At 71.1% G+C, this 13,789-nt stretch carries 9 protein-coding genes and 1 pseudogene; 6 read left to right on the plus strand and 4 right to left on the minus strand.

The features are described from left to right. Nucleotides 1–12: 12 nt before the first annotated feature. Nucleotides 13–1,398 carry an MFS transporter gene (locus ACNYS0_RS36630; protein ID WP_422480097.1) on the minus strand — a complete coding sequence of 462 codons (1,386 nt, stop codon included), beginning with the start codon at nt 1,396–1,398 and terminating at the stop codon, nt 13–15. 198 nt (nt 1,399–1,596) lie between these two features. On the opposite strand from ACNYS0_RS36630, the gene ACNYS0_RS36635 reads away from it, so the two are divergent. The 6 genes and pseudogenes from ACNYS0_RS36635 (at nt 1,597) to ACNYS0_RS36660 (ending at nt 9,013) form a co-directional block, all read left to right on the plus strand. Beyond that, nucleotides 1,597–1,905, plus strand: a complete 309-nt coding sequence (locus ACNYS0_RS36635) for a hypothetical protein (protein WP_422480099.1) — start codon at nt 1,597–1,599, stop codon at nt 1,903–1,905. A gap of 53 nt (nt 1,906–1,958) precedes the next feature. After that, nucleotides 1,959–2,480, plus strand: a pseudogene (locus ACNYS0_RS36640) (DoxX family protein); the annotation flags it as partial. A gap of 217 nt (nt 2,481–2,697) precedes the next feature. Further along, nucleotides 2,698–3,729 carry a PHP domain-containing protein gene (locus ACNYS0_RS36645; RefSeq protein WP_422480101.1) on the plus strand — a complete coding sequence of 344 codons (1,032 nt, stop codon included), beginning with the start codon at nt 2,698–2,700 and terminating at the stop codon, nt 3,727–3,729. Between the two features lie 96 nt (nt 3,730–3,825). Beyond that, entirely contained in the window at nt 3,826–4,575 is a 750-nt protein-coding gene (locus ACNYS0_RS36650) for a hypothetical protein (protein WP_422480103.1), read from the plus strand. A gap of 134 nt (nt 4,576–4,709) precedes the next feature. Next, a complete protein-coding gene (locus ACNYS0_RS36655; RefSeq protein ID WP_422480105.1) occupies nt 4,710–6,929 on the plus strand; it encodes an NADP-dependent isocitrate dehydrogenase in 2,220 nt (739 codons plus the stop codon). A 122-nt stretch (nt 6,930–7,051) separates the two neighbouring features. Further along, a complete protein-coding gene (locus ACNYS0_RS36660) occupies nt 7,052–9,013 on the plus strand; it encodes a M13 family metallopeptidase (protein ID WP_422480107.1) in 1,962 nt (653 codons plus the stop codon). Between the two features lie 118 nt (nt 9,014–9,131). Here the strand turns inward: ACNYS0_RS36660 and ACNYS0_RS36665 are convergent, their stop codons facing one another. From ACNYS0_RS36665 to ACNYS0_RS36675, 3 genes are all read right to left on the minus strand, one after another. Continuing rightward, entirely contained in the window at nt 9,132–9,857 is a 726-nt protein-coding gene (locus ACNYS0_RS36665; protein WP_422480109.1) for a dienelactone hydrolase family protein, read from the minus strand. 58 nt (nt 9,858–9,915) lie between these two features. Continuing rightward, on the minus strand, nt 9,916–11,274 hold the full coding sequence (locus tag ACNYS0_RS36670) for a hypothetical protein (RefSeq protein ID WP_422480111.1): 1,359 nt from the start codon (nt 11,272–11,274) through the stop codon (nt 9,916–9,918). A 348-nt stretch (nt 11,275–11,622) separates the two neighbouring features. Next, nucleotides 11,623–13,629: a GTP-binding protein gene (locus ACNYS0_RS36675; RefSeq protein ID WP_422480113.1), complete on the minus strand. Its 2,007-nt coding sequence runs from the start codon at nt 13,627–13,629 to the stop codon at nt 11,623–11,625. Nucleotides 13,630–13,789 lie beyond the last annotated feature (160 nt).

Below are 13,789 nucleotides of genomic sequence, written 5' to 3' on the forward strand. Positions count from 1 at the left end.
CGGAAGCCCCGGTCAGACGCGGTGGACGTTGGCGGGCCGGTCGCTGTCCGCGACGCCGCCCGTGGCCTCGGGCTCGATGTCGGCCAGATCGCGGTGCCGGGTCTCCTTCGCCAAGCCCACGGCGATGAGCGTCAGGAGCGCGGCCGCGATGACGTACAGGGAGATCGGCGTCGAGGAGTCGTACTCGGACAGCAGAGCCGTCGCGATGAGCGGTGCGGGCGCGCCCGCCGCCACCGAGGCGAACTGTGCGCCGATGGACGCCCCGGAGTAGCGCATCCGCGTCGCGAACATCTCGGAGAAGAACGCGGCCTGCGGGGCGTACATGGCGCCGTGCAGGACCAGGCCGACGGTCACGGCGAGGAGCAGGCCACCGAAGCTCGCGGAGTCGATGAGGGAGAAGAACGGGAACATCCACAGGCCGACGCCCGCCGCGCCCAGCAGATACACGGGCCTGCGGCCGATCCGGTCGGAGAGGGCGCCCCAGGCTGGGATCACGGCGAAGTGCACGGCGGACGCGATGAGTACGGCGTTCAGCGCGGTCTGCTTCGAGACGCCGGCCGACGTGGTGGCGTACACGAGGATGAAGGCGGTGATGACGTAGTAGCTGATGTTCTCGGCCATGCGGGCGCCGATGGCGACCAGGACATCGCGCCAGTGGTGCCGCAGGACCGCGACCAGCGGCAGTTTCTCCACGGTGTCGGCGGCCGCCTTGCGGGCCTCGGCGCGGGCCAGGGCGTCCTTGAAGACGGGGGATTCATCGACGGAGAGACGTATCCACAGCCCCACGATGACGAGCACGCCGGAGAGGAGGAACGGGATCCGCCAGCCCCAGTCGGTGAACGCGGCGTCCGAGATCAGGGCGGTCAGGGCCGAGAGCACGCCGGTCGCCAGGAGCTGTCCCGCGGGCGCGCCGGTCTGCGGCCAGGAGGCCCAGAAGCCGCGGCGACGGGCGTCTCCGTGCTCGGACACGAGGAGCACCGCACCACCCCACTCACCGCCGAGGGCGAAGCCCTGGACGAGGCGGAGCACGGTGAGCAGTACGGGAGCGGCCGTGCCGACGGTCGCGTGGGTCGGGAGCAGCCCGATGGCGAAGGTGGCGCCGCCCATCATGAGCAGGCTCACCACCAGGAGCTTCTTGCGGCCGAGCCGGTCGCCGTAGTGCCCGAAGACGAGCGCGCCCAGGGGCCGGGCGGCGAAGCCCACGGCGTATGTGAGGAAGGAGAGGAGGGTGCCGACCAGGGGATCGGAATCGGGGAAGAAGAGCTGGTTGAAGACCAGCGCCGCGGCGCTGCCGTAGAGGAAGAAGTCGTACCACTCGATCGTGGTGCCGATGAGACTCGCCGCGACAATGCGCTTGAGGTTTCCGGGCGTTGGCGGAGCGGTTGCTGCGGAGGCCATGTGCACCACTTCCAGGGGTTGGTGGGGACGTGTATCTGCTGGCACAAGGTAGGAACACGCAGGTCAGCGGCACATGTGGTGGGACACCATACTTTCGGGGCCGACTGTGGCCGCTGGACACGGAAGTCCGGTCCGAAAACGACGAGTTGGGGGAGCGGCTCGGGTTTGCGATGACCGTCAGTGGCTAACCGGGACTCCATGAGTGAACCGAACAAGGGAATGGATCAGCACACCGAGACCATGAAGCGGACGACCGCTTCCCGGGCGCGTGACAGCGCCGACAAGGCGACCGCTCCCGTGAGCGACGCCGCTGAGAAGACCGGGGCCAAGGTCGGGGAGGCGGCCGCGGCCGCGCAGCAGGCGACCGCGCAGGTCACCACCGCGGCCCGGACGGCCTGGACCGCCCTGGCTCAGCGGAAGATGCTCGCCATGGGCGTCGGGGCCGGGGTCACAGCCGTCAGCGCCGCTTCGTACGCGGCCGGCCGCCGCGCGGGACGGCGTCCGTAGCGCATCTCTGCGGTCCCGGACTGAGTGCGCGGACTCGGGGAACACGGCGACGTATGGCTGTACTGAGGAAATGCGCACGTCCGATGCTCGCCTCCGCGTTCGTGGCCGGCGGGCTGTCCACCGTCCGTGCCCCGGAGCGGGTGGCGCCCGCCGCGGAGCCGGTGGCCGTTCCCGTGGCTTCCCGCGTGCCCCGGCTGCCGGAGAACCCCGAGCAGCTGGTCCGGATCAACGGCGCCGTGCACATCGGGGCCGGGCTGCTGCTCGCCGCCGGAGTGGTCCCGCGGCTTGCCGCGCTGGCGCTCGCCGGAACGCTCGTGCCGACGACACTGGCCGGTCACGCCTGGTGGAAGGAGGAAGATCCCGAACAACGCGCCCAGCAGCGCACCCAGTTCCTGAAGAACCTGTCCCTGATGGGCGGCTTGCTCATCACGGCCGCCGACACCCACGGCAAGCCGTCGGCCGCCTACCGGGCCCGCGGCGCCGCCGCTTCCGGACGCTCATCCGCACGCCGTGCGCGGCGCGAGACGACCCACACGCTGCGGGACGCGACCGGCTCCGTGCGGGGCGCTGCCCGCGATGCCGTCGGCACCGTCCGTGGCGCGACCAGTGGGGCGACCAAGACCGTGCGCGGCGCTGCCGACCAGGTGCGCGCCCTGCCGGCGCAGGCCCAGCAGGTCATCGACAAGCACCTCTGAGGGCCGGGCCGCCTCCCGCGCGGCGTGCACGGATGCCGGTCACCAGGTCGTACGGCACGCTGGAGACGTACGCGTCGACGCGTGGCCGGAGGTGGCGATGGAGCCCGTGCGGGCGCTGGAACGGATCGCGTTCCTGCTGGAGCGGGACGGAGCGCCCACCTACCGGGTGCGGGCGTTCCGTACCGCCGCGGGCGTGATCGCCGAGCTGGGCGACGCCGAGGTCGCGCGACACGTCGAGGCGGGCTCGCTGGAGTCGCTCAAGGGCATCGGGCCCAAGACCGCGGCCGTGATCCGGGAGGCGGCGGCCGGGCAGGTCCCCGACTACCTCACGCACCTGGAGGAGGAACTGGCCCGCACGGTGCCGCTGGAGGGGGACGCGGGCGTGGGGCTGCGGTCCCTGCTGCGCGGCGACTGCCATCTGCACTCCGACTGGTCGGACGGCGGCAGCCCCATCGAGGAGATGGGCCGCGCCGCCCGGGACCTCGGCCACGAGTGGGCGGTGCTCACCGACCACTCGCCGCGCCTGAAGGTGGCCCGCGGCCTTTCGCCGGAGCGGCTGCGGGAGCAGTTGGACGTGGTGGCGGAGCTGAACGCGGGATGGGCGCCGTTCCGGCTGTTGACCGGCATCGAGTGCGACATCCTCGACGACGGTTCGCTCGACCAGGAACCCGAACTGCTGGAGCGCCTGGACGTGGTCGTCGTCTCGGTCCACTCCAAGCTGCGGATGGACGCCGCCGCGATGACCCGCCGTCTGGTCGCCGCCGTCCGCAATCCGCACGCCGACATCCTCGGCCACTGCACGGGACGTCTCGTCACCGGAAAGGGGCGGCCGGAGTCGCAGTTCGACGCGGACGAGGTGTTCGCGGCGTGCGCGGAGGCCGGCACCGCGGTCGAGATCAACAGTCGGCCCGAGCGGCTCGACCCGCCCCGGCGGCTGCTGCGCCGGGCCGTGGCGGCCGGCACCCTCTTCGCCATCGACACCGACGCCCATGCTCCCGGACAGCTCGACTGGCAGCTGTTCGGGTGCGCTCGGGCCGAGCAGTGCGGGGTTCCTGCGGAGCGGGTCGTGACCACGTGGTCGGCGGAGGAGTTGCTCGGCTGGGTCGGAGGTCGATCGAGTCTTGCGTAGGGCTGTGCCCCTGGCCGTAACCCTGTGGCGCCGCGACGGCGTGAAAGATCGGGGCGCTGCCCCGGGCCCCGCTGTTCAATCGCCGCAGGGGCTTGAGTGGGCGGAACCGAATGCGTGGGCGGTCTCGTGTACGCACTGGGGTGCGTCATGCAGATCATCGAGGTGACGGGGTACGCCGTCCGGTCCGCCGTGATCACGCTGCGGAGCAGCGGCACACCGCTGGAGTTCGTGCTCTTCCCCATGCTGCACATCGCGTCGCCGACCTTCTATACGCAGGTCAGGCTCCGGCTGCGGAGGTGCGACCTCGTCGTCATGGAGGGCATCCGCGGCAAGTCGGCCGCGGCGAGCACGCTCACGCTCGCGTACCGCTTCGCCCCGCGCAGGAGCCGCAACGGCTTGCAGGAGCAGAGCGACGACCTGCTGCCCGGCGGCGTCCCGGTCGTCCACCCGGACGTCAGCGCGGCGGAGGCGACCGCAGACCTGAAGAGCCTGCCGCGGTGGACCTATCTGCTGATGCTGGTCGCGGCGCCCGTGATGGGCCTGGTCTTCGCGCTGCGCGGGCCGCGCGCCTTCCTCGACGAGGACCTGGCGGTCGACGATCTGCCGACGACCCTGCGGGCGGAGCTGCTGGCCGACGATCCGGTGGTGCACGCCATGACGGACCGCCGCGACCGGCGGCTGCTCGACGCGCTCGACGAGATCCACGCGGAGCACCGCACCGAACCGCTGCGGGTCGCCGTCGTGTACGGGGCCGGGCACATACCGGCGATCGTGGCGGGCCTGCGGGAGCGCCACGGCTACCGGCCCCGCGACGCGGAGTGGCTCACCGTCTGCGTCCCGGGGTGAGCCACCGGCCATGCCGCTCGCGATCTTGGCGGGCAGACCCCTTTCGAATCCTGGCCGAGGAGGAGATATCTTGATGTCGAGCAATCCGATACAAGACTTCAGATGACGTGGAAGACGTGGAAGCGGAGCACCCGGTGACTGACTCGACCATCATTTACACCCACACAGACGAGGCCCCGGCCCTCGCGACGTACTCCTTCCTGCCGGTCATCGAGGCCTACGCGTCCACCGCCGGTGTCGGCGTCGAGACCCGTGACATCTCCCTGGCCGGGCGCATCCTCGCCCAGTTCCCGGAGTACCTGACCGAGGAGCAGCGCGTCCCGGACGCCCTCGCCGAGCTCGGCGAGCTGGCCAAGACGCCGCAGGCCAACATCATCAAGCTGCCGAACATCTCGGCCTCGGTCTCGCAGCTCAAGGCCGCCGTCGCCGAGCTGCGCGAGCACGGCTACGCGCTGCCGGACTACCCGGACGAGCCGAAGACCGACGAGGAGCGCGAGATCGGCGCCCGCTACGACAAGGTCAAGGGCTCCGCCGTCAACCCGGTCCTGCGCGAGGGCAACTCCGACCGCCGCGCCCCCGCCTCGGTGAAGAACTACGCCAAGGCCCACCCGCACCGCATGGGCAAGTGGACCCCCGAGTCCAAGACCAATGTCGCGACCATGGGTGAGAACGACTTCCGCTCCACCGAGAAGTCCACCGTCATCCCGGCCGACGACAAGCTGAGGATCGAGCTCGTCGCCGACAACGGCACCACCACCGTGCTGCGCGAGTCCGTACCGGTCCTCGCCGGCGAGGTCGTCGACGCCTCCGTGCTGCACGTCGCGCCGCTGCGCGAGTTCCTCACCGCGCAGATCGCCCGCGCGAAGGAAGAGGGCGTCCTGTTCTCCGCGCACCTCAAGGCCACCATGATGAAGGTCTCCGACCCGATCATCTTCGGTCACGTCGTGCGCGCCTTCTTCCCGGAGACCTTCGCCCGCTTCGGCGCCGACCTGGCCGCCGCGGGCCTCACCCCGAACGACGGCCTCGGCGGCATCTACAAGGGCCTCGAGACCCTCGCGAACGGCGCCGAGATCAAGGCCTCCTTCGACGCCGAGCTGGCCGCAGGTCCGGACCTCGCCATGGTCGACTCGCACCGCGGCATCACCAACCTGCACGTGCCGTCCGACGTCATCATCGACGCCTCCATGCCGGCGATGATCCGCACGTCCGGCCACATGTGGAACAAGGACGACCAGGAGCAGGACACCCTCGCGGTGATCCCCGACTCCTCGTACGCCGGTGTCTACCAGGCCGTCATCGACGACTGCCGCGCCAACGGCGCCTTCGACCCGTCGACCATGGGCACCGTCCCGAACGTCGGCCTCATGGCGCAGAAGGCCGAGGAGTACGGCTCCCACGACAAGACCTTCGAGATCAAGGCCAGCGGCACCGTCCGCGTGGTCAACCAGGCCGGCGAGGCCGTCCTGGAGCAGCAGGTCTCCGAGGGCGACATCTTCCGCGCCTGCCAGACCAAGGACGCCCCGATCAAGGACTGGGTCAAGCTCGCCGTCACGCGCGCCCGCGCCACCGGCGACCCGGCCGTGTTCTGGCTGGACGAGGGCCGCGCCCACGACGCCCAGCTGATCAAGAAGGTCGAGCAGTACCTGCCGGAGTTCGACCCGGAGGGCCTGGACATCCGGATCCTCAACCCGGAGGACGCCACCAAGCTCTCCGTCGAGCGCATCCGCCAGGGCCTGAACACCATCTCGGTCACCGGCAACGTGCTGCGCGACTACCTGACCGACCTCTTCCCGATCCTGGAGCTGGGCACCAGCGCCAAGATGCTGTCGGTCGTCCCGCTGATGAACGGCGGCGGCCTCTTCGAGACGGGCGCCGGCGGCTCCGCCCCGAAGCACGTCCAGCAGCTCGTCAAGGAGAACTACCTGCGCTGGGACTCCCTCGGTGAGTTCCTCGCCCTGGCCGTCTCCTTCGAGCACCTCGCCACCACCACGGACAACGCCCGTGCGAAGGTCCTCGGCGAGACGCTGGACCGCGCCACCGGCACCTTCCTCAACGAGGACAAGTCGCCGACCCGTCGCCTCGGCGGCATCGACAACCGCGGCAGCCACTTCTACGTCGCCCTGTACTGGGCCCAGGAGCTGGCCAAGCAGACCGAGGACGCCGAGCTCGCCAAGGCCTTCGCGCCGCTCGCCGAGAAGCTCGCCACGAACGAGCAGAAGATCGTCGACGAGCTGATCGCCGTCCAGGGCTCCCCGGCCGACATCGGCGGCTACTTCCAGCCCGACCCGGCCAAGGCCGACAAGGTCATGCGCCCGTCGCAGACGCTGAACGAGGCGCTGGCCTCGCTCGCCTGATCCTCGCGGCACACACACCGCCCCGGTCGGCCCCGTGCCGGCCGGGGCGGTGTTGTTCACGCTGCGCGGAAGGCGCCCCATTTGACGTAGTTCATGCGCCCTGACCTGGGTAGGGTGCAGCGATGAGCACTCTGGATGACGCGCGCCCGGGCATGGACCCGGCGATCCGACCGCAGGACGACCTCTTCGGGCATGTCAACGGCCAGTGGCTGGCGACCGAGCCCATCCCCGACGACCGCTCCAGCTGGGGCCCCTTCGTGGAGCTCGTGGACGTGGCCGAGCAGCGGGTCAAGGAGATCATTCAGGAGATCGCGGCAGGCGGCCCGACCAGCCTGGACGCGGACGAGGCGCGCAAGATTGCCGACCTGTACGCGTCGTTCATGGACGAGGACGCCGTCGAGGCCCGCGGGCTCGACCCGGTGCGGCCGCTGATCGACGAGGTGGCGGGGCTCGGCGACGTACGGCAACTGGCGGGCTTCCTCGGCCGCTTCGAGCGCAAGGGCGGCTCCGGCCTGTTCGGCGCGTACATCGACAGCGACGACCGGAACTCGGACCGCTACCTCTTCAACATCCTCCAGGGCGGCCTCGGCCTGCCCGACGAGTCGTACTACCGCGAAGAGAAGTTCGCCGAGATCCGCGAGAAGTACGAGGCGTACCTGACCGAGCTGTTCACGCTCGGCGAGCACGCCGACCCGGCCGCCGCGGCCCGCACCGTTCTCGCCCTTGAGACCCGCCTCGCCGAGGGCCACTGGGAGCGCGCCGAGACGCGCGACGTACAGAAGACGTACAACCTCACGACCTTCGACGAACTCACCGCGCTCGCACCGGCGTTCGACTGGCGGGGCTACGTCACCGGGCTCGGCGGCAAGGACGAGACCCTCGCCGAGTCCTGCGTGCGCCAGCCCTCGTACCTCACCCACCTCTCCGCGGTCCTCACCGAGGTGCCGATCGAGCAGTGGCGCGACTGGCTGCTCGCGCGTGTGCTGCGCTCCGCCGCGCCGTACCTGTCGACGCCGTTCGTGCGCGTCAACTTCGAGTTCTACGGCAAGACGCTGAACGGCACACCGGAGCTGCGCGCCCGCTGGAAGCGCGGCGTCGCGTTCGTCGAGGGCGCCATCGGCGAGGCCGTCGGCAAGGAGTACGTGGCCCGGCACTTCCCGCCGCGCTCCAAGGCGCTCATGGACGAGCTGGTCGCCAACCTCCTGGAGGCGTACCGCCAGTCCATCTCCCGCCTCGACTGGATGACGGACGAGACGAAGGAGCGGGCGTACGAGAAGCTCGCCACGTTCCGGCCGAAGATCGGCTACCCGGACACGTTCCGTGACTATTCGGGGCTCACCGTCGTCCCCGACGACCTGCTCGCCAACGCGTATGCCGCCGATGCCTTCGAGCACGACCGGCAGATGGCGAAGATCGGCGCGCCGGTCGACCGCGACGAGTGGTTCATGCTGCCGCAGACCGTGAACGCCTACTACAACCCGGGCACGAACGAGATCTGCTTCCCGGCCGGCATCCTGCAGAAGCCGTTCTTCTCGCCGGACGCCGACCCCGCCGAGAACTACGGTGGCATCGGCGCCGTCATCGGCCACGAGATCGGCCACGGCTTCGACGACCAGGGTGCGCAGTACGACGGCGCGGGGAACCTGAACGACTGGTGGACCGCCGACGACAAGGCCGCCTTCGAGGCGAAGTCGAAGGCGCTCGTCAAGCAGTACGACGGGTTCTCGCCGCGGAACCTCCCGGGCGAGTTCGTCAACGGGTCGCTGACGGTCGGCGAGAACATCGGTGACCTTGGTGGGCTCACTATTGGGCACACCGCGTACAAGATCGCGCTCGGCGACGAGCCGGTGCCGAGTGACGGTGAACTCAGCGGTACGCAGCGGCTGTTCATGAACTGGGCGTACTGCTGGCGCACGAAGCGGCGCAAGGAGCAGGAGCAGCAGTACCTCACCATCGACCCGCATTCGCCGCCGGAGTTCCGGGCGAACATCGTGCGGAACCTGGATGAGTTCCACGAGGCGTTTTCGACGGTGGTCGGGGACGGGCTGTGGGTTGATCCGGAGGATCGGGTGCGGATCTGGTGACGTGATCCTTGGGTGGGCCGGACGGTTGCGGCCGTCCGGCCCTGGGGCTCGGGGCGCTGCCCCGGGCCCCGCTCCTCAATCGCCGGAGGGGCTTGATTTGCGGGGACTTGGGCGCGATTCAGGACGTTGGGAAAGTCGACTTCAGGAAGTCGATCGTTGACGTCCACGCCTCGCGGGACGACTGCTCGTCGTAGACCTCCGGGCGGCCGTCGTTGAAGAAGGCGTGGTCCGCGGGGTAGGTGCGGAAGTCGGGGTCGATGCCCGACTGGGACCTGATCGCGGCGCGCAGGCCGGAGAGCGTGGCCGGTGGGATCGCCTCGTCGCGGTCGCCGTAGTGGCCCAGGATCCGGGCCTTCAGGCGGGAGAAGTCCGGGACCGCGCCCTGGATCACGCCGTAGAACGGGACCGCCGCGCTCACTCGCCGGTCCGCCGCGGCCAGGTACAGGACGAAGCCGCCGCCCATGCAGAAGCCGACCGCGCCGACGGTGTCGGAGGTGACCTGGGGGAGGGCCAGGAGGCAGTCGACCGCGCCGGACAGGAGTTCCACGCCGCGCTCCACCGGCAGGTCCCGCATCATGGCGAACGCCTCTTCGGAGTCGTGCGCCACGTTCCCGCCGTACAGGTCGGGGGCGAGCGCCACGAAGCCCTCCGCGGCGAGACGGTCGGCGATGTCGGCGATGTGGTCCGTCAGGCCCCACCACTCCTGGATGACGAGGACGCCGGGGCCGCGCCCCGAGGCCGGCAGCGCCAGATATCCGTGGGCCGTGCTGCCGTGGCTGTCGAACGTCATGTTCTGGTGGGCCGGGCGGCCCGTCGACCTGGGGGTGTGCGGGGTCTGTGCCATGAACCCACGATGCCACCGCGGGTCGCGCCGCGGTGGCATCGGTGGGGCCGGGGGCGTGTCAGTCCTTCTTCTGCGCCGATTGCAGCGCCGTGATGCACATGGCGATCGCCGACTGGAGCTCCTCGAGGCGCTGAAGCATGTCGTCCTCGACGATGTCGTCGATCTCCTCGGCGTCGACGTCGTCGAACGTCAGCTCCTCGAAGGCCTTCGTGGCCTTCTGGAGGCTGCTGTAGAACTTCGCGCGCCGCTCCTGGACCCGCAGCTCGGGGTCCTTCTCGACGGTCTCGGCGACGAGCGTGCGCACGGTGTCGTACGCCTCGCGGGCCCACTCGCCCGCCTCCTCGTCCTCGTCCAGCTCGTCGATGAGTGACAGGTGCCGCTCGGCCTCCTCGCGCAGCGCGGGGGAGGCCTCGATCTTCTGGCCCGCGGGGGTCTTGACCTGGCCCTCCTCCGCGATCCTGCGCACGTACTCGAGCTGGCCGCCGGTCTTGGTCTCCTCGGCGACGGCCTTCTTCAGGTCGTCGGTGCGCACGATGTCGCGCGCCAGGCCCGTGCGCAGCACCGGGTCCTCGTCGAGGCGGTCCATCAGCGCCTTGCGGGCGGCCTCGGCGGTGCCGGGGTCGGCGAGGATCGCGGCCCGCAGCGCCGTCGGGTTCTCCGCGACCTCCAGGGCCTTCGTCGGACGGATGCCCTCGGACTCGGCGGCCGCGGTGATCGCCTGACCGCGCACCGAGGTCGCGCTGTTGCGGGACACGTAGTACGACAACCAGACGTCGGCGTCCGGGAGTTCGACGTCGGCGCCGGGCTCGAGGGCCTCGAACTGGGGGACCAGGCCGTCGTCCGCCGCGCTGTCCCACGCCTTGTAGAAGCGCATGACGCGGTCGGCGGAGCAGCCCGCAAGCTCGGCGAAGCGCCGCGCGGAGACCTTGGCGGACTCCCCGGCGGACTGTCCGCCGGGCCGCACGCTGCGGGCCACCTTCAGGGCGAAGGCCCAGCCACCGGTGCGGGCGTAGACGCCGAACTCGTGGGCGTCGCGGGTGATGGCCTCCGGTACGTCGCCGGGGGCGGGGTCGTCGTCGGCCTCCGCGTCGGCGTCGGCCTCGGAGCTCTCCGCGAAGGGGACCTCCGTGGGCGGCGTCCAGAAGCTGTCGGACGCACTGTCGGACGCACTGTCGGACGCGCTGTCCGCCGCGCTCTCGGCGGCCGGGGCGGCGTCGTCGTCCGGAGTGGTGGCGTCCGGGGTCTCGGTGGTCGGCGGGGTCCACATGTTCGTGGTGTCCCCGGGCTCGGCCGTCTCCTCGTTCGCGGGCACGGCGACGGCGCCGTCCGGGGCGACGGCCGGAGCGGGCACGGGCTCCGCGGTGGCCTCGGCGCCGGACTGGACAGCGGCGTCGGACGAGTCGATGGCTACGGACACGAAGGCACTCCTGAGTGATCGGGCATGTGCGGGTTGACGAGCCACTTTATCGCTCCGATTGGGGCGTTTTGCGCGCGAGTTGCCACAGCGGCGCGCCGGACACGCGTGCGAAGCCGGGGTGGCCCGTCCTGGGCGGGGGTACGGACGGGCCCGCCATTCGCGGCTCCCCCTTCTGCGAACAGCGGGCCCGGCCCTCGGCCTCGACCGTGCGCCGCGGCGGGAGGGCGAGGGCACGGGAGGCTCGATACCGCAGCATCTCAGTGCGCGGCCCCATGACGGACGGGGCCAAGGGGCCCTTGTGGTGGGCCGAACGGCCCGGATTCAACCGCTTGGCGCGAGCCCCCGCTCTCACACCGTCCGCGCCCCCGCCCCGCGCACCACCCGCAGCAGGTACTCCTTGCGGTGCAGCGGGTCGTGGTCCGTGCGGGAGCGGCGCGGCGCGTCCTCGTGGACCGGTGCGTAGTGGTCGAAGGAGGCCTCCAGGACCCCTTCGCCCCGGGTGAGGGACGGCAGTTGCTGCTCCAAGGCGCGCACCCGGGCCGCGGGGATCACACCGTCGACCGTGGTCCACGGCCCGCCGTCCGTGCGCTGTCCCGTCGGCACCGCCCGCAGCCGGGTGAGCACCGGCAGCACCGCCCCGTACAGATCCGCCGGGATGTCCAGGCGGAAGCGGTGCATCGGCTCGCACACCGCCGTGCCCGCGCGCGTGAGCGCGCTCATCAGGACCAGCGGGGTGAGGCCGCGGAAGTCGGCGCCCGTGCTCGACATCGACTTGTCGAAGATCGCGTGCGCGTGGCTCTGACGCGGGGCGTAGCCGGAGCGTGCGAGGGTCACCGTGCAGTCGGTGACCTGCCAGCCGAGCAGTCCCTGGCGCAGCGTCCTGTGCACGCTCTCCTCGATGGCCTTGATGAAGGCCAGGGGGAGGGAGCCGAGCTCGATGCCGAGCCGGAACGCGACACCCGAGCCGATCGGCGCCGGGTCGACCCGCAGGCCGACGGTCGCCAGGAACGGGTTGCCCTCGTCCTTCATGGCCTCGGCCGCCGCGCCGGAGCCCGTCGGCCGCTCGACGCACAGCGGCGTCGACTCCCGGAACGTCACATCGAGCCCGAACTCCTCGGCGAGCGTGGCCTGCACGACCTCCTTCTGCACTTCTCCGTAGAGCGACAGGAAGATCTCCTGGCGGATGTCGTCCTGCCGCAGGCCGATCAGCGGGTCCTGCTCGGCGAGCTGCGTGAGCGCGGCGAGCAGGGCGCCGCGCCGCCCCGGCCGGTCGGGGTCGACGACCGTCTCCAGGGTCGGCGGTGCGAAGTGGTGCTCCTCGACGGGCACCCGGGGCTCGCCGAGATCGTCCCCGACGCGTACGCCGCCCAGCCCCCACAGCCGCGCCACCTGCCCGGGCCCCGCTTCCGTGCGCGGTGTGTCCGCGCCGTCCGCGAAGACGCGCACCGCCGTCACCCGGTCCTCGCCGCCGCCGGGCAGCGCGAGCCGCTCGCGGACCGGCAGCGTCCCCGTGAACACCCGGGCGTACGCGATCTTCTCGCCGGCCGGTCCGCGCTCCACCTTGAACACGCGGGCGGACAGCGGCAGTCGGGGCCGCTCGTCGGCCGTCGGGAGCAGGCGCGTGATGCCGTCCACGAGCGCGTCGATCCCCGCGCCCGTCATCGCCGAGCCGAAGTACACCGGATGCGCCTCGGTGCGCGCCGTCTGTTCGGCGAGCGCGTCGCGCAGCCAGCCGTACGTGACCGACTCCTCGTCCTTGACGTACGCCTCCAGGAGCGCGTCGTCACGGGCCGAGAGCACGTCGACAAGGCGGGCGCGATGGGCCGCGTCGTCGGACGCGCAGGGAACGCAGTGCGCGTCCCGGCCGCCGAGGCCGTGCGCCACCGTGTTCATCGGGATCATCGCGGGCGCGAGCTTGTGCCGCAGGTCGTCGAGGAGCGCGGACTCGCGGGCGCCGCCGCGGTCGACCTTGTTCACGAACACCACGGTGGGGATGCGCAGTCGGCGCAGGGTCCGCATCAGGACGCGGGTCTGTGCCTGTACGCCCTCCACGGCGGAGACGACGAGGACCGCCCCGTCGAGCACGCCGAGCACGCGCTCGACCTCGGCGATGAAGTCGGGGTGTCCCGGTGTGTCCACCAGGTTGACGGTGGTGCCGTCGACCGGGAACGACACCACGGCCGACTTGATGGTGATGCCGCGCCGGCGCTCCAGGTCGAGGGAGTCGGTGCGGGTGCTCCCGTCGTCGACGCGGCCGAGTTCGTCGATCACACCGGCCGTGTGCAGGAGCCGCTCGGTCAGGCTGGTCTTACCGGCGTCGACGTGCGCGAGAATTCCAAGATTCAGCAGTGCCACTGGCAGTCGGGTCCTTGAGGGAAGGGGATGCCACGGCGGGATTGCCGGTGGCCCTCGGAAGGAACAGGACTGCAGTGCGCATGGATCGGTCCTCACGCTCGGGATGCGCGGCAGCTGCCGCACGGGGATCAGTGCAGCAGCACGCCGCGCACCCCGGCAA

Origin of the sequence: Streptomyces anthophorae (assembly GCF_049310305.1) — a bacterium.
Taxonomy (GTDB): Bacteria; Actinomycetota; Actinomycetes; order Streptomycetales; family Streptomycetaceae; genus Streptomyces.

What these genes read in the sequence shown, in the direction of transcription:
- ACNYS0_RS36630 (WP_422480097.1), bottom strand. Translation starts at nt 1,398, where the DNA reads ATGGCCTCCGCAGCAACCGCTCCGCCAACGCCCGGAAACCTCAAGCGC.
- ACNYS0_RS36635 (WP_422480099.1), top strand. Translation starts at nt 1,597, where the DNA reads ATGAGTGAACCGAACAAGGGAATGGATCAGCACACCGAGACCATGAAG.
- ACNYS0_RS36645 (WP_422480101.1), top strand. Translation starts at nt 2,698, where the DNA reads ATGGAGCCCGTGCGGGCGCTGGAACGGATCGCGTTCCTGCTGGAGCGG.
- ACNYS0_RS36660 (WP_422480107.1), top strand. Translation starts at nt 7,052, where the DNA reads ATGAGCACTCTGGATGACGCGCGCCCGGGCATGGACCCGGCGATCCGA.
- ACNYS0_RS36665 (WP_422480109.1), bottom strand. Translation starts at nt 9,857, where the DNA reads ATGGCACAGACCCCGCACACCCCCAGGTCGACGGGCCGCCCGGCCCAC.